Genomic DNA, 20,912 nt, shown 5'->3' with positions numbered 1-20,912 from the left:
ACCCGTAGCGCAAACCTCGGGCATCACCTACACAGCCTCGACCGGCGGTCAGCCGGGGATCATCCAGGTGAGGACGGTGGCTTGGAGGAGGGCTATCAGGCCTACGACGAAGGCGAGGATGACTGACCACCAGAAGGTCATGCGGAGGAGCTGGCCTTCTTTGCCGCCTTGGCCGATGGCGGTGGCGCCGATGGCCAGGTTCTGGGGGGAGATCATTTTGGCCATGACGCCGCCGGCGGTGTTGGTGGCGCCGGCGAGGATCGGGCTGATGTGCAGTTGCTGGGCGGAGATGACCTGCATGGGGCCGAAGAGGCTGTTGGCTGAGGCGTCGGAGCCGGTCAGGAAGACGCCGAGCCAGCCGATGTACGCCGAGAAGAGCGGGAACAGTACGCCGGTCGTGGCCAGGGCGAGGCCGAGGGTTTGGGTGGCGCCGGAGTAGTTCATGACGAAGGCGATGCCGAGGATCATGAAGATCGTCAGCAAGGCCCAGCGCATCTGGTACAGCGTTTTGCGGTAGGTGGCGACCAGGAGTCCGGGGCCGGCGCTCATGGCGAGGCCGGCGATGATCGCGGCGATCAGGGCGACCGTGCCTGGTGAGAACAGCCAGTCGATGGTCAGAGTCGCGGCGTACGGGGTGTCTTTGGGGGTGATCGGCGCGTGTTGGATGACGTGGTTGTGCAGGCCTGGCCAGTTGAACTTCCAGTCGGCCTTGTGCAGCACGGCGCTGAGGTCGAGCCAGGTCGGCAGGCCCTTGATGATCGAGCCGATCCGGGACAGGAAGATCGCGACGATCAGGATCACGTACGGCGTCCATGCGTGCAGCGCGCCGGTTTGCGGGGTGACTGTTTCCTGGGTGGGCTCAGACTCGTTGTCGAAGCGCCAGACGGTGGCAGGCTGCCAGAAGCGCGTGAGGGCCCAGAGTGAACCCATCGCCGCGAGTGCCGCGATCACGTCGACGAGGCTCGGGCTGATGAAGTTCGATGTCACGTACTGCATGAGGGCGAATGTGAAGCCTGTCGTCAGTACGGCGGGCCACACCTCGAGCATCCGCTTCCAACCAGCCATGACGATCACCAGGAACGCAGGCACGATCAGCGCGAGGAAGGGAACCTGCCGACCCACCATGGCGGAGTACAAGTCAGTGGCCTGTCCCTGCTCCATGCCAAGGATCGGCGCGGTCAGTCGGCCGAGCACGATGAGCGGGTTGCCGAGACCACCGAAGGCCACCGGTGCAGTGTTGGCCAGCAGCGCCAGCACCACTGCGCGGATCGGCGGGAACCCGAGCGCCGCCATCATCGCGGCGGTGATCGCGATCGGCGATCCGCCACCAGCAACGCCTTCCAGCAATGCACCGAATCCGAAGGCGATCAGCAACGCCTGGAGTCTGCGGTCCTCGCTGAACCCGGCCAGCACGGCCTTGATCTGTTCGAACCGGCCGGTCGCCACGGTGACGTTGTGGAAGTACACGGCATGGAAGGCGATCCAGGCCACCGACCACACTCCGAACACGACACCCATCGCGGCCGAATCGAAGGCCAGCTTGACCGGCATCCCGTAGATGACCAGAGCAACAATCAGTGCCGTGAGCAACGACAAGGCGGCCGAGACCGGCGCCGAGAGCCGGACGATGCCGAGGGCGATCAGCAGGACGAACACCGGCAACGCGGCCAGCAACGCCGACAGCCACAACGGTCCGGCCGGCTGATAATCCTGAATCCAGCCCATGGCGTCCTCCCCAGTCAGAGCGCGTCCTCACGCACAGCGAGGGGACGCTAACACCTCCGATCTCTGGCTGGGAAGAGTTTTCGGCAAACGCTTACTGGGGCGATCCCGGGGATGGAACTCCACCCTCTGAAGGTCCATCGCCAAGCGGAGTTCGCCCAGCACAGACAGGGATTTCTGGCACAAACACCCGAAGAGTTCCACGGATCAGCCGAGTAGTTCGGCCAGCCTCGCCTGCAGTGCCACATCGTCACCGTCGAGCTCGACCAGCTTGTCCCGGCTGGTCGCGCCGCGCACGAGGGTGACGGCCGAGCGCCGTACGTCGAAGGCGGTGGCGACCGCTTCGAGCACGGCCTTCGTCGCCTGCCCCTCGACCGCGCGAGCGGCCACCGCGACAACCAATGCCGGACCCGACGGACCGTCGTACCGGCCGCCGACAGCAGTCCGGGAAGCGCCCGGCTTGACCCGCAACAGAACGCGCATCAAGCGGTCAGCCAGTTAGTGAGGTCCATGGGGCAATTCTCGCGCGAAGTCGTCAAGAACTAGGCAAAAAGGGCAACGGCCGGTACCGGCCAGGGCAGGATGACAACGATGTATTGACAGTCTGTAGCGGACTGATCACAGTGGGCCGCACACCGCCCCAAGTGTGAGGACTTGCTATGCGCAGATCACCTGATCGTGTTCGTGCAGCGGGTATCGCCATCACCGCTGTCGCCCTCCTGACCGCCTTGACCACCGGGCCGTCCCAAGCCGCCGAGTACACCCCGTCGCCGGCGAGAACCGTCGCCCAGACGATGACTCCGGCCGAGCGCCAGATGCTGGCGCAACGGCCGCTGGTCGAGGCCGCTGACCAAGTGGCCGCCGTCGCCGAGAAGGCCGGGCTGCCCGGGTTCGCCGGTCTCGTGCTGACCGAGGACTCCGTGGTGCTCTGGTGGAAAGGGACGCCGCCGGACCGGATCCGGCAGGCGGTCGTGTCCGCCGGACGCACTGCGCCCGTGCGGATCGCCAGCGCCGTCCATTCTCAAGCCGAACTCGATCAGGCTGCCAAGTCGATCGAGGCGTGGCAGCAACAGAACCCCAGCAATGGCATCGACGCGATCAAGAACCCGGGCGACGGCAGCGGCCTGGTGCTGGGCGTCAGCCCGTCGTACCAGAAGGCGGCCGGCGCGCTGGGGCAGACGCTGCAGCAGCGCACCGGCGTACCGGTGCGGGTTGTGGCGGAAGCGCCGCTGAAGCCGACATCACGCGATGACGACTGGTCGCCGTGGATCGGTGGTGCTGGGCTGTGGAACCAGTCCGCCGGTGCCATCTGTACGACGGGCTTCGGCGTGAAGGATGCCCAGGGCCGCCCGTACATCCTCACGGCCGGCCACTGTGGTTCGCCGGGTCAGGTGTTCGCCGACCGGCAAGGTGAGTTCATCGGCACCATGGGCGCCAAGAACGCCGACCACGACATCGCGCTGATCCCGACCAACGCCGTCGACTTCCAGCTGTACGTCGGCAACAGCACTGACAACCTTGTCCAGAACGCCCCCTACTGGGGTCACGTCTACGTCGGCCAGTTCCTCTGCCAGGGCGGCCAGACCAGCGCCGGCGAGATCGGCGGACCGGTCTGCAACATCAAGGTCCTGTTCTTCTACAACGACCGCGAAGACCTCGTCGAGGGCGAGCAGATGGACGGCCAGCCCGCTGCCCGCGGCGGCGACTCCGGCGGTCCGATGTACTCCTACGGTGACGCCGGCCTGATCGCCAACGGCACCACCACCCGCACCGCCGGTGCCCGCATCGGCTTCCAGGACTTCGCCACCGCCAACCGCGACTTCGGCGTCAGCATCCCCTGACCCTGATGACCGGCTGAAAGGTCAGCGCCGGCCTGCACTTCCCGATGACTGCGTTAGGGCTTAGATTCGGCTCAGGCAGGCACCGTGGGGGTGCCGGCCGGTACGCCGTACCGAGGGGGGCTCGGGGCGCGGCGGCCTGGGGGTCCGCTGTGCATTGCCCGCGGTGTCGGCGTCATTCACGGGAGGCCACCGCATGAGGTCACCAGTTCACAGAAGACGCACCGTCACGGCCGGATTGTCCGCCGGTCTGTTGTTCGCCGCCACGTTGTCACCATCCGGAGCCGTAGCGGCCGACCCACCACCTGGCGGCCGGACCTGGACCGCGACTCCGCTGCAGGTCGCCAGCACGGTCAACGGGGCCAAGTCGCCGAGCGGTCAGCTCGCCAAGAGCGATCCCGCGCTGATCAACAGTACGTCGGCCAAACAGGTCCGCGTGGTCGTCAAGCTCGACTACGACTCGCTCGCCGCGTACCGCGGCGGCCTGAAGGGCCTGCCCGGCACCAGCCCGGCGGTCACCGGCAAGCGCCTGGATCCCAAGGGCGCGAACGCCACCAAGTACCTCAAGCATGTCACCACGATCGAGAACGACTTCCTCAACGCCTTGCAGAGCAAGCTTCCGAGCGCCCGGGCCGGCCAGAGACTGCGCACCGTGTACGGCGGTCTCGCGCTCAGCGTGCCGGCGAACCAGGCCCGTGATCTGCTGAAGCTCCCCGGCGTGGCCGCGGTCCAGCAGGACAATCCCCAGCAACTGCTGACGGATTCGAGCGGCGAGTTCATCGGCGCCCCGACGATCTACAACCAGCTCGGCGGCTCGGCGTCGTCGGGGAAGGGCGTGATCGTCGGCATCCTCGACACCGGCTCGTGGCCGGAGCATCCGTCGTACGCCGATCCTGGCACTCTGCCCGCGCCTCCGGCGACCGCCGACGGCACGCCGCGCGTGTGCAACTTCGGCGACAACCCGCTGACCCCGGCGAGCGATCCGTTCGTGTGTAACCGCAAGCTGATCGGCGGCCGGCCGTTCCTCGACACCTACAACGCGGTCATCGGCGGCGACACCTACCCCAACTCCGCCCGCGACTCCAACGGTCACGGCACGCACACGTCGACGACGTCGGCCGGTGGACCGGTCGCGCACGCGAACCCGCTGGGTATCGATCGCGGCGCGATCCGCGGCATTGCTCCGGCCGCGGCGATCTCGGTCTACAAGGTCTGTGGCGCCGGGGGCTGCTTCCCGTCCGACTCGGCGGCGGCCGTTGCGCGCGCCATCCTGGATGGCGTCCGGGTGATCAACTTCTCGATCTCCGGCGGTAGCGATCCGTACAGCGACCCGGTCGAGCTCGCGTTCCTCGACGCGTATGCGGCTGGCGTGTTCGTCGCCGCCTCGGCCGGCAACTCCGGTCCGGGTGCGAACACCACTGATCACCGCAGCCCGTGGGTGACCACGGTTGCGGCCTCGACCCAGAGCCGGACCTTCCGTTCGACGATCACGTTGGCCGATGGTGGTGCGACTGCCACGGTCTCCGGCATCTCGATCACGCCGGGAATCAGTACGCCGACTCCCGTCGTACTGGCTGGGTCTTCGCCTGGTTACAGCGACGCGACGTGCAACACTCCGGCGCCTGCGGGCGTCTTCGCCGGCAAGATCGTGGCCTGTCGGTTCACGCCGGGCCGGGTGATGAAGGGCTTCAACGTCAAGCAGGGCGGCGCTGTCGGCATGCTGATGTACAACGCGACGTTCCCGTCCGACACCTTCACCGACAACCACTGGCTGCCGGCCGCGCAGCTCGAGAAGCCCGATGCGGACGTGCTGCTTGCGTTCCTCGCGGCGCACCCGGGGACCACCGCGACGTTCACGCAGGGCACGAAGACCACCTGGCAGGGCGACGTGATGACGTCGTTCTCGTCGCGTGGTCCTGGTGGTGACTTCCTCAAGCCGGACGTCACCGCGCCCGGTCTGCACATCCTTGCCGGCCAGACGCCGACTCCCGAGTCCCCGACCGAAGGACCGCCTGGGAATCTGTACCAGGTGATCGCCGGTACGTCGATGTCTTCGCCGCACGTCGCCGGCGCGGCCGCACTCCTGTTCGCGCTGCACCCGTCGTGGACACCCGGCCAGGTCAAGTCCGCGCTGGAGACCACCGGCAAGACGACGGTCAAGAAGCCCGACCGGACCACGCAGGCCGACCCGTTCGACTACGGCGGCGGCCGCATCGACCTGACCAAGGCCGGCGACCCCGGTCTGACGATGGATGAGACCGCTGCGAACTACGCAGCCGCAGCAGCGGATTCCTTGAACCGGATCGACCTCAACCTGCCGTCGGTCAACGCACCCACCATGCCGGGCCTGATCACGGCCACGCGGATCGTCAAGAACGTCACGAACCAGACGCTCAACTTCACCGCCAGCGGGACGACCGTCGCCGGCGCGAACATCACCGTGATACCGGGCGGGTTCTCTGTGAAGCCCGGTAAGACGCAGAAGCTGACGATTGCGATCACCGCACCTGACCTGCCCGACGGCCAGTACTTCGGCCAGGTCAACCTGAAGCAGGCCGGCGGCAACCGTGCCCTGCACCTGCCGGTCGCGTTCTTCCGCCAGGAAGGCATCGTGCCGATCGACCAGACCTGTACGCCGAGCACGATCGCCCGGAACACCGGTCAGTCGACCTGCACCGTGACCGTGCAGAACAACAGTCTGCAGACCACGGACGTGACTGCGCTCAGCACGCTGAGCTCGCAGCTGCGGCTCAACAGCGTGACGGGTGCGACCAAGATCGGTACCCAGATCGCGACCAAGACAGCGACGCTGGCCGCCCGCCAGCCCGACAAACCGGTGATCGGGCCGGGATCGCTGGCCGGCTACATCCCGCTGGACTCGCTCGGCATCCCAGCGACACCGATCGGCGACGAACAGGCGCTGAACTTCAACGTTCCGCCGTACGTGTTCGCCGGGCAGACCTACAACCGGCTCGGCGTGGTCTCCAACGGGTACACGGTCGCGGGTGGAACGTCGAGCAACGACGACGTCCAGTTCGCGCCGCAGACCCTGCCCGACCCGGCACGGCCGAACAACGTGCTCGCGCCGTACTGGACCGACCTGGACGGCAACGGAACTCCCGGTGTCTACGTAGGGACCCTGACCGACGGGGTGAGCACGTGGCTCGTCGTCGAGTGGCGGGTGAACCTGTTCGGGACGACCAGCCAGAAGGTGTTCCAGCAATGGATCGGCGTCGATGGTACCGAGGACATCACCTACGCCTACGATCAGGCGAATCTGCCGGGCGACCCAGGTCCGTCGTACGGGCTGACTGTCGGCGCCGAGAACGCGGACGGTACGGCGGGTAGCCAGATCACCGGTGCGCCGGTCGAGGACTACCGGGTCGCCAGTACGCCGGGTGCGCCGGGCGGTTCGATGACGTACTCGATGAACATCAAGGGTGTGCAGAAGGGAACCGGCTCGGTGACGACCGGGACCTCCACGCCACTCGTCAAGGGCCTCACGATCGAGGTCGACAAGATCACCGTCAACTAGTGCGTCCGGGCCGGGTCCTCGTGGATCCGGCCCGGACTACTGTCGGGGCATGACCGAACTCACTGTGCTGGTCCTGGATGCTCCGATCGTCGCCGTCGCCGTCTACCCCGACCGCGCGCGGGTCACCCGCCGCGGTCGGCTCACGCTGCCTGCCGGCGATCAGACCGTGTACGTCGACTCGCTGCCGCTGGGGTTGCAGGAGGACTCCGTCCGGGTGTCCGGTCGTGGACCGGCCACGGTGCTGGGCGTTGACGTCGCGATGCGGCATCACGCGCAGGCGCCGGACGCGGCGGTGGCTGAGCTGGAGCGCGAGCGCCGCGCGGCCGAGAACGAGGTGGCGGAGCTCGCCGATGCCGATGAGGTCCAGGCGCAGCTCGACGCGTTCCTGAGCCGGTTGGGACAGCGGGCCGGTGGGACCTTCGCCCGGTCACTCGCGTCCGGTTCGGAGGCCGCCGACTTGGGCGAGTTCACGGATTCGCTGGCGGTGCGGCTGACCGCCGTACGGGCGAAGCGACGCGAGCTCGCAGCTCAGCAGGAGGAAGCCTCGGAGCGGCTTGCTGCAGTCGAGCGACGGCTTGCCGAGGTCTCCCAGCAGCGGGTGCCGGATCGCCGCTCGGTGGGCGTCGACCTCGCGGTCGACGACGAGGCAGAGGTGGAGATCGAGCTCTCCTATGTCGTCCCCGGTGCCGGGTGGACGAGCACGTACGACGTCCGCGTCGCGGAGGACCGGCTGACGCTGAACTGGTTCGGCGTGATCACGCAGCACACCGGCGAGGACTGGCCCGAGTGCGAGCTCACGCTCTCGACCGCCCGCCCCGCGGTGAACGCGAAGGTGCCCGAGCTCGATCCCTGGTACCTCGACCGTTACCACCCGCCGGTCCCCGTCGCCCCGGCCGCTCCGGCCGCCTTCGCGATGGCAGGCGGACGCGCCGAAGCCGCCTACGGCGGCATGCCGGCCCCCGGCGCCTCCTTCCGAGAGGTCGCCGCAACTGTCGAGCAAGGCCTCACCGCCGCCACCTACACCCCGCCCCGCCCAGTCGCCGTACCCGCCGACGGCGCCGCCCACCGCGCGACGATCGCCGCCATCGAGCTCGAGACCAAGCTCGACTACATCACCGCTCCGGTCCGCTCCACCGACGTCCACCTCCGAGCCACCGTCGTGAACTCCGGCACCCACACCCTCCCCGCCGGCAAAGCCGCCGTCTTCCACGACGCCGACTTCGTAGGCTCCGCCGCCCTCCCCCTCTGGGCCCCCGGCGAAGAAGTAGAACTCGCCCTCGGCCTCGACGACCGCATCCGCGTCGAACGCGAACTAACCCGCCGCACCGCCACCAAAGCGACCCTCGGTTCCACCCGCCGCCGCGAAGTCGAGTACGAGACCAAGATCGAGAACCACACCCCCCGCACAGCCCACATCACCGTCCTCGACCAGCTCCCCGTCCCCCGCGACCACGACATCACCGTCAAACCCCTCACCGCCACCCCCGACCCCACCGAAACCACCGACCTAGGCCTCCTCACCTGGCAACTGGACCTCGAGGCCGGTCAGCAAACCACCATCCACCTGGGCTTCCGCGTCGAAACCGCGAAGGCCGTACACCTCACGGGCTGGCGCGAGTAGCTCTCAGGGCTTGGGTTTCTTGGGATTTTTGGGCTTGGGGGTTTTGGCGGGTTTCGGGGTTTTGCCCGGCTTGGCGGCGGTCGTCTTCGGCGTGGATCGCGGGGGTGCGGTGGCGGCGACCTTGACGGTGCTCGATGGTCGGGCGACGACCGCGGTCGGCGGCTGGGACGTTCTGGGGTGCGCAGGAGTCGACGGCGCCTGCGAGGGAACGAGGTTGTCGGTGGCCGGGGCCTGGACGTCTTGAGCGTGCAGAGCAAACCCGATCCCGACCGAGGCAGCTAACACTGCGAGAGCAGCGGGGATGAGGACCTTGCGGGTGCGCCTGCGCACCGGGAGGACTGTTGTCGTGCGGCTGGAGGCGGGCGCGGTTCCGGAGGCGACCTGTACGGCGGTGGGGCGGGCGGCGGGGTCCTTGGTGAGCATCCAGAGGATCAGGTCTTCGACGGGGCCCGCTAACTCGGGGCGGAGGTCGCTCGGTGGTACTGGGTCGCGCTCTACGTGTTGGTACATGACGGCGGCTGGTTCGTCGGCCGTGAAGGGTGGGCGGCCGGTGACCAGTTGGTAGAGGACGCAGCCGAGGGCGTAGATGTCGGAGGGCGGTCCGACTGGACGGCCGAGGGCTGCTTCGGGCGACAGGAAGTGGCTGGTGCCGACGATCTGGCCGCTCGACGTCATGGTTGTGGTGGCGTCGGTGAGGAAGCGGGCGATGCCGAAGTCGGCGATCTTGACCAGGTCGTTGTCGGCCAGGAGGAGATTGTCGGGCTTGATGTCGCGGTGGACGACGCCCTCGCGATGTGCCGCGGCCAGACCAGCCGCAGCCTGCCGTACGACGTACAGGGCTCGAGCCGGTTCGAAGGGGCCGCTCTCTCGGAGCTCCTCCCCCACTGAGCAACCACAGCTCAGCTCCATGGCCAGGTACGACGACTCACCGTCGTCGCCGAAGTCGTACGCCGCGACGACGTGTGGATCGCGGATCTGTGCGATCGCCCGCGCCTCTCGCCGGAAGCGCTCGACCGCCATCAGTGTCATCGGCACGGGACGGACCAACTTCAACGCCACTTCACGCTGCAGGACCTCGTCGACAGCGCGGTAGACGTCGCCCATCCCGCCACGACCGATCGCCGCGACGATCCGGTACCGGCCGCCGACCACCTCACCTGCACGCATCACCGCAGGACAGTACCCACTACCGGGTTCCTCATGTACTCAGCTGACTTTGGCGGCCGCATGCAGCGCCAGACCGTCCCCGGCCGCGACGTCGGCGCGGAACCAGCCGTTGGCGTCAACCGTGTACGTCGGGCCGGTGCAACTGCCGGGCGTGAAGTCGCCGTGGAAGACGTCGCAGTAGACGCCCGCCGCGAGGTTGGTGTGGAAGCTCCGACCGGTCAGGGCCGAGCCTTCGTCGTTCAGCACGAGGTAGCCCTTGGTACCGCGACCGAAGGCGATCGCGTCGTTGCCGTTGTCCCACCATTCGGTGACGGCGGTGCCGCGGGCAACGTTGCGGAAGGCAACCATGTTGGCGATGACGCGCCATTCGTGTTCGCAGCGCCAGCGGTTGGTGAAGCAGGTGGTGTCGGTGGTGCGGCCGTCGGCGGCGGACGGCGGGCCCTGGTCGTTCGAGGTGTACTCGTAGCTCGACATGACCGTGGGGGTTCCGTAGGTCCAGGCCAACATGAAGGCATTGGCGAGCGCGTACCGGCCGTTGTCGCGGAAGGTAAGGACGCCGGTGCCGCGTTGGGTGTCGTGGTTGTCGGTGAAGACGACGGCCTTGTCCGACGGCAGTGGTGACCCGAAGGTCTTCAGATACGCGAGTCGCTCGTTGTTGAAGATCTTGGCCAGATCCTGGCCGTAACGGAACTCGTGCACGTCACCGTTCCCGACGTACTCGTCCGGCGTGACCGGCTCCCCCGCACCGTAGATCACCTCTTGATACAGGTACGCCGGTCGCGACAGCCGCGCCTTGATCGCGGCGATGTCCGCGGCCGGCATGTGCTTCGACGCATCCAGCCGGAAGCCGTCGACCCCGATGGACTGCAGATCGTTCAGGTACGCCGCGATCCGGCCGCGCACGTAGTCCGTGTCGGTGGCCAGGTCCGCGAGATCGACGAGCTCACAGTTCTGCACCTCGTAGCGGTCGCCGTAGTTGACGATGTCGTCGTTCCCGTTGCGACCGCAGTGATGGAAGTCCTGCGTCTGGTACAGCCCCGGGTAGTTGTAATGCGTGTACGACGACCCCGCACTCCCCGCTCCACCCGACGAGCCACCGGTCATATGGTTGATGACAGCGTCGACGTACACCTTCACTCCGGCCGCATGACAGCTGTTCACCATCGCCACGAACTCAGCGCGCGTCCCCCGCCGGGTGTTGTCGATCTTGTAGCTGACCGGCTGATAGTCCTGCCACCACGGATACCCCTGCCCCGGCAGGACGACGTGCTCCTGCGGCGGCGAGACCTGTACGGCGCCGTACCCGTGCGGCCCGAGGAATGCACCGCACTCGCGGCCGACCGACTTCCAGTTCCACTCGAACAACTGGACGATCACGTCCCGCGGTCCGTCCGGCACCGCGGACGCGGTCGACTGACCAGCCGACAGACCAGCGGCGATAAGCACTAGGGCGAGTGACTTACCCAACTTCAATTTGGCTGGCATCCGTCCAGTCTCGCAGCGAAAAGTTCCCAGCGTCGTGAACCGAACGTGTCGGCCGCCCATCTAAGCCCTCCAGTACGACACACTGAGCACGAATTTCCGGAGGACATGATGAATCGGAGTATCAAGCTGGCCGGCCTGGTGGCGAGCGTTTCGGTCGCCGCTGTCGTGGCGGGAGCGATCGTCGCCGCACAGCAGACGCCCACGCTCGCGGCGGCCTCGGGCGACGGCACCCTCAAGCCGATCAACAGCGCCACCAGCACGCCGTCGAAATCGTCCACGACGCCTAGCAAGCCCCCGGGGACCACGCCCAGCAGCAGCGCAGTCAAGCTCACCCTCGACCTGACGAAGCTCAAGCAGGGTGCAGCACCGAAGACGTCGTACCTCGACGGCCGGACCGTGCACTTCGGCTCGACCAAGTTCACCCTGCCGGCCTCGGACGGCCCGGTTTGGACCGTCGCCCGCGCCAGCACCGCCGACGCGCTCGTTCTGCACAGCCCGAACGACAGCGGCATCGGCTCGCTGACCACCTGGACCAAGGGCACCCGCGGCGCGACCGTCAAGAACGTTGCGTCAGTGCGCTCCGGCACCGATCGCACCACCAGCGCGTACGCCGTCCAGCCCACCGCAGCGGATGGCACCGAGCTGCCGCGCTTCACGCTGGTCTGGCGTGAGAACTCCAGCGGCGAGACGTACTCGCTGCCGCGCACCGGTGAGCACGGACCTATCGTGCACGCCGTCCAGGGCAGCGAGATCTACTTCAGCGCGCTGAACAAGAACAACAAGCAGACGCTGTACAAGTGGATCGCCGGCGACGACGCGCCGAAGACGATCAACGGCGTCTCGGCGCCCTCCGCGGTCTCCTCGAACCTTGAGCTCGCGGCCTCGATCGACTCGACCACCAACGACGGCAGCTGCACCACGCTCGTCGACCTCGCGTCCGCGGCCAAGACCTGGGGCACGTGTGACTACGGCGTGGACGAGATCCTCGGCGGGAGCACCTTCGCGCTCGGCGGACCGGCGTACCGGGACGGGTATGGCGACGGCCTGTTCGCCGGCCTCGACCTGCGGACCGGCAAGCCGATCCGTGAGTGGTCGGGCGGTTCCAAGGTCGCGATCATCTCGACCGTGATGGAAGACGCCGACCACGTCCTGGTGCTGGCCGAGCAAGGCGGCAAGACCGCGATCGCCCGCTGCGCGCCGAAGGACGGCACCTGCGAGCTGGCCACTCCGCTCAAGCAGGGCACCGACGACACCCGGCCCTACTTCCTCGGCAGGTAGTTCACCGAGTCGAGGACCTGCTGAGCCTGGGCCGCGTCCTCGGCTCGCACCTGGATCCGCACCAGCGATCCGCTGAACTGCCGCACCCGCTCGTACGTCGTCATTCCGGCCGGGCAGCCGGCGTACGTCGCGGTGGCGGTCTCGGCATCCTCGACCCGCACGGGAGTCGCCGTACAGCCATCCGGGCCGGGGAGCGTGCTCGCCGCGGGCCGCTCCCCCTGCGGCAGCACCCCGACGAAGACGCCCGGGATCTTCTGAGCGGCGTCGCTCCAAGCAGTGTTGTCTGCACTCACCAGCAGCGCCGGCAGATCACTGGTCGCACCAGCGGGCCGCCAACCGCCTCCGGCCCGATTGTCCGTCCAGTCCCGCGGAAGCTTCACCGAGAGGCCCTGCTGTTGATCCACCACCTGCACCCACTGGCGCTGGACGCCGTACTGCCACCCCAGGTAGCCACTGGCACCACCCAGCAGCGCGGCCGCGACCGTGGCCGCCACCCAGGGGTTGAGCGTGAACCGGCGCTTCGGTTCCTCGGTCTCCGCAGCCGACCGCAGTGCATCGGCAAAGGACCGTACGTCGGGCCACCGCTGATCACGGTCCTTGCTCAGCCCACGCCGAATGACCTCGTTCACTGCCGCCGGAACAGCCAGCAGCGGCTCCGGCGGCCCGTCAACGGCCAGGACCGCAGCAAGAGTCGTCGCCCCGTACGGCGGCTTCCCGGCGAGCGCGGCGTAGGTGACCGCGGCCAGCGCATAGAGGTCGGCTCGTGGGTCGAGTACGTCGCCACGCACCTGCTCGGGGGCGACGTAGGCCGGCGTACCGCCTGGCATGGTCACTCGCGAAACCGCCTCGAGCGACTTACCCAGACCGAGATCACCGAGCATGGCCCGCTCACCGGTCGGCGTACTGCGGAAGAGCACGTTCTCCGGCTTCACATCCCGATGCAGTACGCCGCGGTCGTGCAGCTCCTGCAATCCCGCGCTGACGTCCTCGATCACGCTCACGGTGTCGGCCAACGGAAGCGGTCCGGCCTTGATCCGGTCGGCCAACGTGCCGCGGTCGGCATAGGTGAGCACCAGGTAGGGCCGGTCGTCATCCGTGGTGCCGATGTCATGGACACCCACCACGTACGGCGACTCCACCTTCCGCAGGAACCGCCCTTCCTCGACGAAGCGACGCCGTACGTCGAGGTCGTCGACCCAGTGCTCGGCCAGCACCTTGACCGCGACCTGAGCGTCGAGCTCCTCGTCCCGGACCAGCCAGACCGCGGCGAAACCACCACCGCCCAACCGCCGGATCACGGCGTAGCGACCGAAATGAGAGGGCTGAACCATGGCGACCATTATCGTCGACGGCATGCCGAACGATGCGGACGCGCTCGACGAACTGGCTCGGCGCGCTGCCCAGGACTCCACCGTGCTGGACGAGTTGATCCGGCAGGTGCAGCCGCAGGTGATGCGGATCTGCCAGCGCGTATTGCCGCATCGCGCTGATGCCGAGGATGCGTGTCAGGACGCGCTGCTGGCGATCGCCACCAAGATTGATACCTTCTCCGGCCGCAGCCGGTTCAGCACCTGGGTCCACGTGGTCGCGTCGAACGCCGCCCGCGAGACCTACCGACGGCTCAAGCGCCGCGCCATCGAGAACCCGGCGACCTGGCACGACGACGATCGCCCGGCGCAGTACGACCGCCCCGACCCCCGTACGACGAGCGTCGTGGCGGGCACCCGGCTGGATCTGCTCGACGCGCTGGAGCACCTGGAGACCGATCTGCCCGAGACTGTCACTTCGGTCGTTCTTCGGGACATCTACGAGCTCAGTTACGACGAGATCGCCGACCAGGTCGGCGTACCGGTGGGCACTGTGAAGTCCAGGATCAGCCGGGCGCGCGTCTCGCTGAAGGCCCAATTGCTGCCTCGGCAGGACTGATCTCACACGCTGCGGTTTCGCCTATTGGCCGCGGGCCCGTAGGGTTCGAAGGTGTCTATCTTCGATGTCGCCACATCAGACCGTGAACTGCCGGATGTAGAAGAGCGCGCTTGGCGTGAGGTTTCCGATATCGGAGTCGCCGCCGCCCGGGTCGAGTGGGCTGTCGCAGCGCGTGAGCTGCTGCTGGTCGCCGCGAAGAAGTACCAGTCCGTGGTGCAGCTCAAGGACCTCGCCGTCGGCGTGCAGGAGCTCACCGGTATCCGGACGAAGCAGCTGCCCAAGCTGTGGATCGGCGGCACGCTCGCCGAGGTGTACGCGGAGAACCTGCGCCGCGGTGAGCCGATGCTGCCGGCGCTCGCCGTCAACCCCGACGAAAGTGTCTTCGAGGGCTACGCCGCGATCGTCGGCGCCGCCACCGGTGAGACCCCGGCCGACCCCGACGCCCACGCCTCCCACGAGCGGCTCGCCGCCTACCGCCACTTCGAGGCCACCAACCTGCCCTCCGACGGCGGCAGCGCGATGATCCCGGCCAAGCTCGGCGCCGCGCGGGCCCGCGCTCGCAAGGCGGCGATCGCCGAGCGGCCGATCAAGGCCTGCCCGAAGTGCAACCTGCAGACGCCCGCCAGCGGCATCTGCGACACCTGCGACTGAGGTTCCGCACCACACCAACGTCAAGGTGTGCAGAACCGTGCTGACCGCGACCGGCGCCGTACTCGTGAGAACGACGCCGGCGCCGGTCGACAGGAAGCAGCGCGAGATCGTTGCTCACGGCCACGACCCCGTCGAGGTCGTTCACCCGGCGCCATACGTGAGGTAAGTACCGGCCAGTGCGGTTCGGATACCCCTGGTGCGCCGATAGTGGCAGTGGCACGTCAACCTCAGGCAACGTGAACCCGGTCGCGGCGCCTTTCCTGAACCGCAACCGTAGCCCGTCAGCCACAGGCAAGGGTGAGCCCCGGTCGCGGCCTCGCCATCCCCCTCAGCCACCGCCGCGCCCAGCCACCCCGTCTTTAATCGGCCGCAGACATGCTCAGCCACAGCGAGACATAGCCGGCCGAGTCGCCTACCTGGCTTGCAGGGGACTCGACCACCTGGCGGCGGTCGACTGGAACCTTCGGGCGCGCCCAGTAGATGGCTGAGGGGGATGGCGCGGTCGGCGACCGAGGTGCACGTTGCCTGAGTTTCCGGGCTGTGGCTGAGGTGCGTGATGCTCGGGGGTCTTGCGCTAATTGGTGATCTTTCGGGACCAGGTGACGAAAAAGCACCAAGTAACGCGCCCGGCAGCCCAACCCGTCTGCTCGGCTGGATGACTGACCGCGTGTCGAGGGGTGTGCACCCCCTGTGGGGGGCGTGAACAAGCTATGACCTGTCCACACTCACCATTTCTTGTTCAAGCCCCCAGTTGCGGGCGCGCGTTCGGCCACCTGGCGGCGGCCACTGAAGCCTTCGGGCGCGCAGGTAGATGGCTGAGGGGGATGGCGAGGTCAGCGACCAGTGTGCACGTTGCCTGGGCTTCCGGGCTGTGGCCGAGGTGAGTGATGTTCGAGGGGGTCTTGCGCTAGCCGGAAACTTTTCGGGTCCAGGTGACGAAAAAGTACCGGCTAACGTCATCGAGAAGTGTGGGCAAGTTGAACGGGCAATCAGCCCACAGCAACAGCCCACACATCCGTTGTAAATAAGGGGTTCTGGGGCCGGAAACTGTCGGTGGGCGTGGCTATGCTTTTCGGTATGGAGATCTTGGCGATGCGCCCGGTGTGCATGCAGAGTGGCAGCGAACTGCTGACCAACCTCGACAACGTGCACGCCGCCAAGGCCCTGCTGAACACCTACGAACTGCAGCTCACGGGGCGGCTGGACGAGACGGGCACCGCCCAAGAACTCGGCGCCCGCGACACCGTCGAACTCGTGTCACAGCGATACCGGCTCAACCCCGGCGACGTCCGCAAAGACCTCAAGTATTCTGCCGCCCTCGGCAAGTACCCGGCAGTGGTGGACGCGCTGCCCGACCCCACCGATCCGTCACATCCGGCGGTTCTGGGTCCGGCGCTGGCCAAGGTGATCGTCACCACCCTGGAGAAGGCACCCGCCTCGGTTCCGGTCGACGTGCTGGAGGTCGCCGAGGAGCAGATGGTCGAGGCCGCCCGGATCTCCAATCCCCGTGAACTGGCCAAGTTCGGTCTGGAGGTTCTGGCGCGGCTGGATACCGATGGCGCTGAGCCGGCTGAGGACGAGGCGCGCGCGAAGGAGTCGCTGCGGCTGCGGCAGGTCGACGGCGGGGTCAAGTTCTCAGGGTTCGTAGCCGGTGCCAGCGGCGAACAGTTGCTGACCCAGATCCACACAGGAGCCAAACCGCACAAGACGATCGACGGACAACGCGACCCGCGGCCGCTTGACGTTCGCCAGGTCGACGCCTTCAAAGGGATCCTGGACGCCGCCGCAGGCAACCCCGACCACCCCGGCGTACCGCACATCACCGTCACCATCGACTTCAACGACCTCAAAAACGCCGTCCTCGCCAACACCCCGGAAGCCTTCCGCGGCGCCGACAGCGCGCCTGATGGGTCCGGGTCGTCTGCTGCGGTCGGAGAAATGGTGTTCGGAGGCAACCTGTCAGCCTCAGCGGTGCGGCTGCTCGCCTGTGACGCCGCGATCCTGCCCATCGTGCTCGGTGGCGATTCCCAACCGCTGGACGTCGGCACCGAACAGCGCTTCGTCAACCGGTACCTCCGCCGCGCACTCAACAAGCGCGACAAAGGTTGCGTCGTGTGTAAGGCGCCACCGTGGATGTGTCACGCCCACCACGTCATCTATTGGGCCGACGGCGGCCCCACCAGCCTCCACAACCTCGTCCTGCTCTGCGCCGCCCACCACCGCGCAGTCCATAACGGCCAATGGGCCATCTCCATCACCGGCGGCGAAGTCCACGTCACCCGCCCCGACTGGGCCGACCCACCACCCCGCACCAGCCCCACAGCACTCGCCGACCTAGCCGCCATCATCAACTGGGCCACACCTGCCCCGAGCACAGGCGCTGACGGGCTCACGCCTGCCCACAGCGCCGGAGTCGGAGGACTTGGCGGGCTGACGTCTGCCGACACTGGCGTGGTTGACCACAGGGGCGGAGTCGGAGGACTTGGCGGGCTGACGTCTGCCGACACTGGCGGGGTTGACCACAGGGGCGGAGTCGGAGGACTTGGCGGGCTGACGTCTGCCGACACTGGCGGGGTTGACCGCAGGGGCGGGGTTGTCGGTGCCAGCAGCAACCTGATGCGCGAGCAGGCGGCTCGACTTCCTGCCGCCAGTCACCTACCCAGTCCGGAACTGGCCGCCGCTCGCGAGGCCTTCAGCGCCCACTTGAGGGCGATGGTGCCCGGCTTTACCGATCCCTGGGCGACCGACGCCACCCCAGCAGCCGAACCGTAGACACCACCCGCCCCGGTCGTTGGCCGCCCACGACCGCGCGGAACGGCCAGTCGCATCCGCACGCACGACCTGTCCCAGGTCACGACTCGGAGCCCACCGTGGGTCCGAGTCATCCGGCATGCCCTCCGTCAACTGACCTGCGGCCGTCCGGCGTGCTGGAGTTGGAGTACGCGACCGACGGGAGCCGAGCGGACCGGTGGCAGCACGCGTTCACCGGAGCTGGCCGATCTCGGCGACCGCCCGGCCCGATTCGGCGGCGGCGGGTACGAGGTCTCCGGTGGTCTGCACGGCGTGGTGGCAGACCCACAGCGCCTGATCGCCTTTCGCGACTGGGCGGAGTGGGTGGGCATTGGGGTGGTCGGGGCACTCGGGCCAGACGGGCCAGACGGCGGAGCGTTCCAGGGCGGGCCGCAGCCAGGTCTCGCCTGGTTCGTCGGTGACGCGGAACTGCAGGCCCGTGGTGCGCAGCAGGACGTACTCGACGACAGCCAGCGCCGTACGGAACGATGTGCTCATGCCGGCCAGGACGTCATGGACTCCGGACCCTTGATCCGTTGAGCTGACTGAGTGGTTTACATGACTGATGGTTTACATGACTGAATGGTTTACATGTAAGCCACTTTCCCGCAGAGTTGTCGTCGTGGACGACCATCTGACTGCCCAGGAAATGGAAATCTGGCGCTCTGCTCTCAAGATCGCCGACCTGTTGCGGTACCGGGTTTCCCTGGACGTCCGAGAGGTCTCCGACGTGTCGCAGGCCGAGCACAGCGTGCTGATGCACATCAAGGAGGCCGGCGCGTCGATCGGTCAGCAGCGGCTGGCCGACACCATGTACTGGTCGAAGAGCCGGCTGTCCCGGCAGCTCACCCGGATGCAGGCCAAGGGCTTGATCCAGCGCCAGCTTCTCGATGACAAGTCGATGCTGGTGATGCTCACGACGCAAGGGCGTGACGCGCTCGAGGCGACCGATGCCGTCCACACCCGATCGGTCCGCCGGAACCTCTTCGAGGTTGCCACCGAAGAGGAGCTGACGATCCTGCTCCGGCTCGCGGATCGCTTGGTCCGCGAGGGTTAGCCGAGGCCGGCCGGCGGCGACCAGGTCAGTCGCGGGTCAGTCTGAATCGCGCCGCCCAGCAACTGGTCGATGCGCGTGAGCACGTCCAGATCGAGCTTGACCCCAGCAGCCTTGGCGTTCTCCGCCACCTGGGCAGGCGAACTCGCGCCGACCACAGCAGAGGCCACGCTGTCGTGCTGTAGCGTCCAAGCGACCGCAAGCTGCGCCATCGTCAGCCCAACGTCTTCAGCCACGCCACGCAACAACTCAACGCGATCCACCACGCCAGGCACGAGCAGGCCGCGGATCATCAGCTGCTGAACATAGTTGCCCGCAGCCCGTGAATCAGGCGGAATCTGACCGTCACCGTACTTGCCGGTGAGCACGCCCTGCGCGAGCGGAACCGAGGCGAACTGCCCGATGCCCAGCCGATCGCAGACCGGCATCACCTGGGACTCCGCCACTCGCCACAACATCGAGTAGTGCGGCTCGTTGACCACGAACGGTACGTCGTACTTCTCGGCCAGCGCCCCAGCACGTTGCAGCTGTTCGGCGTTCCACTCCGAGGTGCCGACGTACAGGATCTTGCCTTGCCTGACCAGGTCGGACAGCGCGAGGAAGGTCTCCTCGAGCGGTGTCTGGTAGTCGAACCGCAGCAACTGATAGATGTCGATGTAGTCGGTGTCGAGGCGGCGAAGCGAGCCATGCAACGACTTCACCAAGTGCTTCCGGCTCAGACCGGCACCGTTCGGCCCGGCGCCTTCCGGCCAGAAAACCCCTGTACACAGGACAAGATCATCGCGAGGCGCACTCGCGAGGGCCGCCGCCAGACTCTCCTCCGCGGCTCCCGCGCCCCACGCCGCAGCGGTGTGGAAGGTCGTGATCCCGGCGTCGAGCGCTGCCTGAACGCAGTCGGCATCGTGGTTCAGCCAGTTGCCGTAGGCAACCTCACTCACCGCGAGCCCGCTCGCGCCCACTCTGCGAAACTCCATGCTCAGTGCCCTTCTGCGATCATCTCGTCGATCCACTGGCCAGGATCCTGGGCCTTGCGCGCATACCGCTCGCGGACCGACTCGTGCGGCAGGATCAGGAAGTCCTCGTTCCGAATCCCTTGTACGGCGGCCTCCGCGACCTCGGCCGGCTCGATCATCGGGGCCTGCGCAGCGATCGCCAGTGCGGCCGGATGACCAGCCAGCACGGCAGGTTCGAGCAGCGCGGTCCGCACCCCGAGTGGGCACAACGCACTGACCTTGATGCCCTTCGGACGATACGTCAGGGCGAGCCACTCGGCCAGCCCGACCACCGCATGCTTGCTCACCGAGTACGGCGCATCGCCCGGCGCACCGAGCAGCCCCGCCGCGGACGCGGTGATCAGCAGATAGCCATCACCGCGACGCGCCATCGCGGGCACCACCAACTGAGCGGCGTACACGTGTTGCAGCACGTTGATTTCCCACGATCGCGCCCATTGGTCGCCGGAGGCATGCACACCGGTGCCGTAGGCAACGCCCGCGTTCGAGCAGAAGAGATCGACCGTGCCGAAGTGCTCCTTGGCGGCCAGCACGAGACCCTTCAGATCATCCTTCGAGGAGACGTCGGCCCGGACCGCGACCGCACCGCCGCCCTGGGCAACGATGCCGGCGGCAACCTCTTCGGCGGCCTCCAGATCCAGGTCGGAGACCACCACTCCGGCGGCTCCTTCGGCAGCGAACCGGCAGGCCAACGCGGCGCCGATCCCCCGCGCGGCGCCGGTCACCACGACAACGCGTCCTACCAGATCCACAGCCGCTCCAGGTAGCTCCAGGTGCCGGTTACAGGTAGTTGACATGTATACCCAAAGCGTCGCCGAACCCATATCTCCAG

At 67.5% G+C, this 20,912-nt stretch carries 16 protein-coding genes; 8 read left to right on the top strand and 8 right to left on the bottom strand.

The annotated features are described in order from the left end of the window. Positions 1-48: 48 nt before the first annotated feature. Both ACFVWG_RS39235 and ACFVWG_RS39230 read right to left on the bottom strand, forming a co-directional pair. Complete coding sequence (locus tag ACFVWG_RS39235) at positions 49-1,725, bottom strand: L-lactate permease (RefSeq protein ID WP_391548596.1); 1,677 nt, start codon at positions 1,723-1,725, stop codon at positions 49-51. Positions 1,726-1,929: 204 nt separating this feature from the next. Then, positions 1,930-2,205 carry a DUF167 domain-containing protein gene (locus tag ACFVWG_RS39230; RefSeq protein WP_391548595.1) on the bottom strand — a complete coding sequence of 92 codons (276 nt, stop codon included), beginning with the start codon at positions 2,203-2,205 and terminating at the stop codon, positions 1,930-1,932. 176 nt (positions 2,206-2,381) lie between these two features. Here ACFVWG_RS39230 and ACFVWG_RS39225 point away from each other — a divergent pair, with 176 nt between their 5' ends. The 3 genes from ACFVWG_RS39225 (at position 2,382) to ACFVWG_RS39215 (ending at position 8,716) form a co-directional block, all read left to right on the top strand. After that, positions 2,382-3,563 (top strand): hypothetical protein, encoded by a 1,182-nt coding sequence (locus ACFVWG_RS39225; RefSeq protein WP_391548594.1) that lies wholly within the window; start codon positions 2,382-2,384, stop codon positions 3,561-3,563. A 193-nt stretch (positions 3,564-3,756) separates the two neighbouring features. Continuing rightward, positions 3,757-7,095, top strand: coding sequence for a S8 family serine peptidase (locus ACFVWG_RS39220; RefSeq protein ID WP_391548593.1), 3,339 nt, complete (start codon positions 3,757-3,759; stop codon positions 7,093-7,095). A 49-nt stretch (positions 7,096-7,144) separates the two neighbouring features. Next, a complete protein-coding gene (locus ACFVWG_RS39215; RefSeq protein ID WP_391548592.1) occupies positions 7,145-8,716 on the top strand; it encodes a mucoidy inhibitor MuiA family protein in 1,572 nt (523 codons plus the stop codon). A 3-nt stretch (positions 8,717-8,719) separates the two neighbouring features. Here ACFVWG_RS39215 and ACFVWG_RS39210 read toward each other — a convergent pair whose 3' ends face one another. Both ACFVWG_RS39210 and ACFVWG_RS39205 read right to left on the bottom strand, forming a co-directional pair. Further along, positions 8,720-9,883, bottom strand: a complete 1,164-nt coding sequence (locus ACFVWG_RS39210) for a serine/threonine-protein kinase (RefSeq protein WP_391548623.1) — start codon at positions 9,881-9,883, stop codon at positions 8,720-8,722. A gap of 39 nt (positions 9,884-9,922) precedes the next feature. Beyond that, positions 9,923-11,368, bottom strand: coding sequence for an alpha-amylase family protein (locus ACFVWG_RS39205; protein WP_391548591.1), 1,446 nt, complete (start codon positions 11,366-11,368; stop codon positions 9,923-9,925). A gap of 108 nt (positions 11,369-11,476) precedes the next feature. Between ACFVWG_RS39205 and ACFVWG_RS39200 the strand changes: the two genes are divergently transcribed. Continuing rightward, entirely contained in the window at positions 11,477-12,646 is a 1,170-nt protein-coding gene (locus ACFVWG_RS39200; RefSeq protein ID WP_391548590.1) for a hypothetical protein, read from the top strand. On the opposite strand, the gene ACFVWG_RS39195 is transcribed toward ACFVWG_RS39200, so the two are convergent. Further along, the gene (locus tag ACFVWG_RS39195; protein WP_391548589.1) at positions 12,628-13,977 is read right to left on the bottom strand and encodes a serine/threonine-protein kinase; all 1,350 of its coding nucleotides are present in this window, start codon (positions 13,975-13,977) and stop codon (positions 12,628-12,630) included. The genes ACFVWG_RS39200 and ACFVWG_RS39195 overlap by 19 nt on opposite strands. On the opposite strand from ACFVWG_RS39195, the gene ACFVWG_RS39190 reads away from it, so the two are divergent. The 3 genes from ACFVWG_RS39190 (at position 13,976) to ACFVWG_RS39180 (ending at position 17,995) form a co-directional block, all read left to right on the top strand. Continuing rightward, complete coding sequence (locus tag ACFVWG_RS39190) at positions 13,976-14,572, top strand: RNA polymerase sigma factor (protein ID WP_391548588.1); 597 nt, start codon at positions 13,976-13,978, stop codon at positions 14,570-14,572. The two genes, ACFVWG_RS39195 and ACFVWG_RS39190, sit on opposite strands and share 2 nt — an antisense overlap. A gap of 51 nt (positions 14,573-14,623) precedes the next feature. Then, positions 14,624-15,223: a hypothetical protein gene (locus ACFVWG_RS39185; protein ID WP_391548587.1), complete on the top strand. Its 600-nt coding sequence runs from the start codon at positions 14,624-14,626 to the stop codon at positions 15,221-15,223. 1,077 nt (positions 15,224-16,300) lie between these two features. Then, complete coding sequence (locus tag ACFVWG_RS39180) at positions 16,301-17,995, top strand: DUF222 domain-containing protein (RefSeq protein WP_391548586.1); 1,695 nt, start codon at positions 16,301-16,303, stop codon at positions 17,993-17,995. Between the two features lie 210 nt (positions 17,996-18,205). On the opposite strand, the gene ACFVWG_RS39175 is transcribed toward ACFVWG_RS39180, so the two are convergent. Next, positions 18,206-18,511, bottom strand: coding sequence for a hypothetical protein (locus ACFVWG_RS39175; RefSeq protein WP_391548585.1), 306 nt, complete (start codon positions 18,509-18,511; stop codon positions 18,206-18,208). A gap of 124 nt (positions 18,512-18,635) precedes the next feature. Between ACFVWG_RS39175 and ACFVWG_RS39170 the strand changes: the two genes are divergently transcribed. Next, positions 18,636-19,070, top strand: coding sequence for a MarR family winged helix-turn-helix transcriptional regulator (locus tag ACFVWG_RS39170; protein ID WP_391548584.1), 435 nt, complete (start codon positions 18,636-18,638; stop codon positions 19,068-19,070). Here ACFVWG_RS39170 and ACFVWG_RS39165 read toward each other — a convergent pair. Beyond that, the gene (locus ACFVWG_RS39165; protein ID WP_391548583.1) at positions 19,067-20,041 is read right to left on the bottom strand and encodes an aldo/keto reductase; all 975 of its coding nucleotides are present in this window, start codon (positions 20,039-20,041) and stop codon (positions 19,067-19,069) included. The two genes, ACFVWG_RS39170 and ACFVWG_RS39165, sit on opposite strands and share 4 nt — an antisense overlap. 2 nt (positions 20,042-20,043) lie before the next feature. Continuing rightward, positions 20,044-20,832, bottom strand: coding sequence for an SDR family oxidoreductase (locus tag ACFVWG_RS39160; protein WP_391548582.1), 789 nt, complete (start codon positions 20,830-20,832; stop codon positions 20,044-20,046). Between the last annotated feature and the right edge of the window lie 80 nt (positions 20,833-20,912).

The organism is Kribbella sp. NPDC058245, assembly GCF_042882005.1.
Taxonomy (GTDB): domain Bacteria; phylum Actinomycetota; class Actinomycetes; order Propionibacteriales; family Kribbellaceae; genus Kribbella.
Note: the sequence above shows the minus strand (reverse complement) of the source record. Positions and strands in the feature narration are given on the sequence as shown.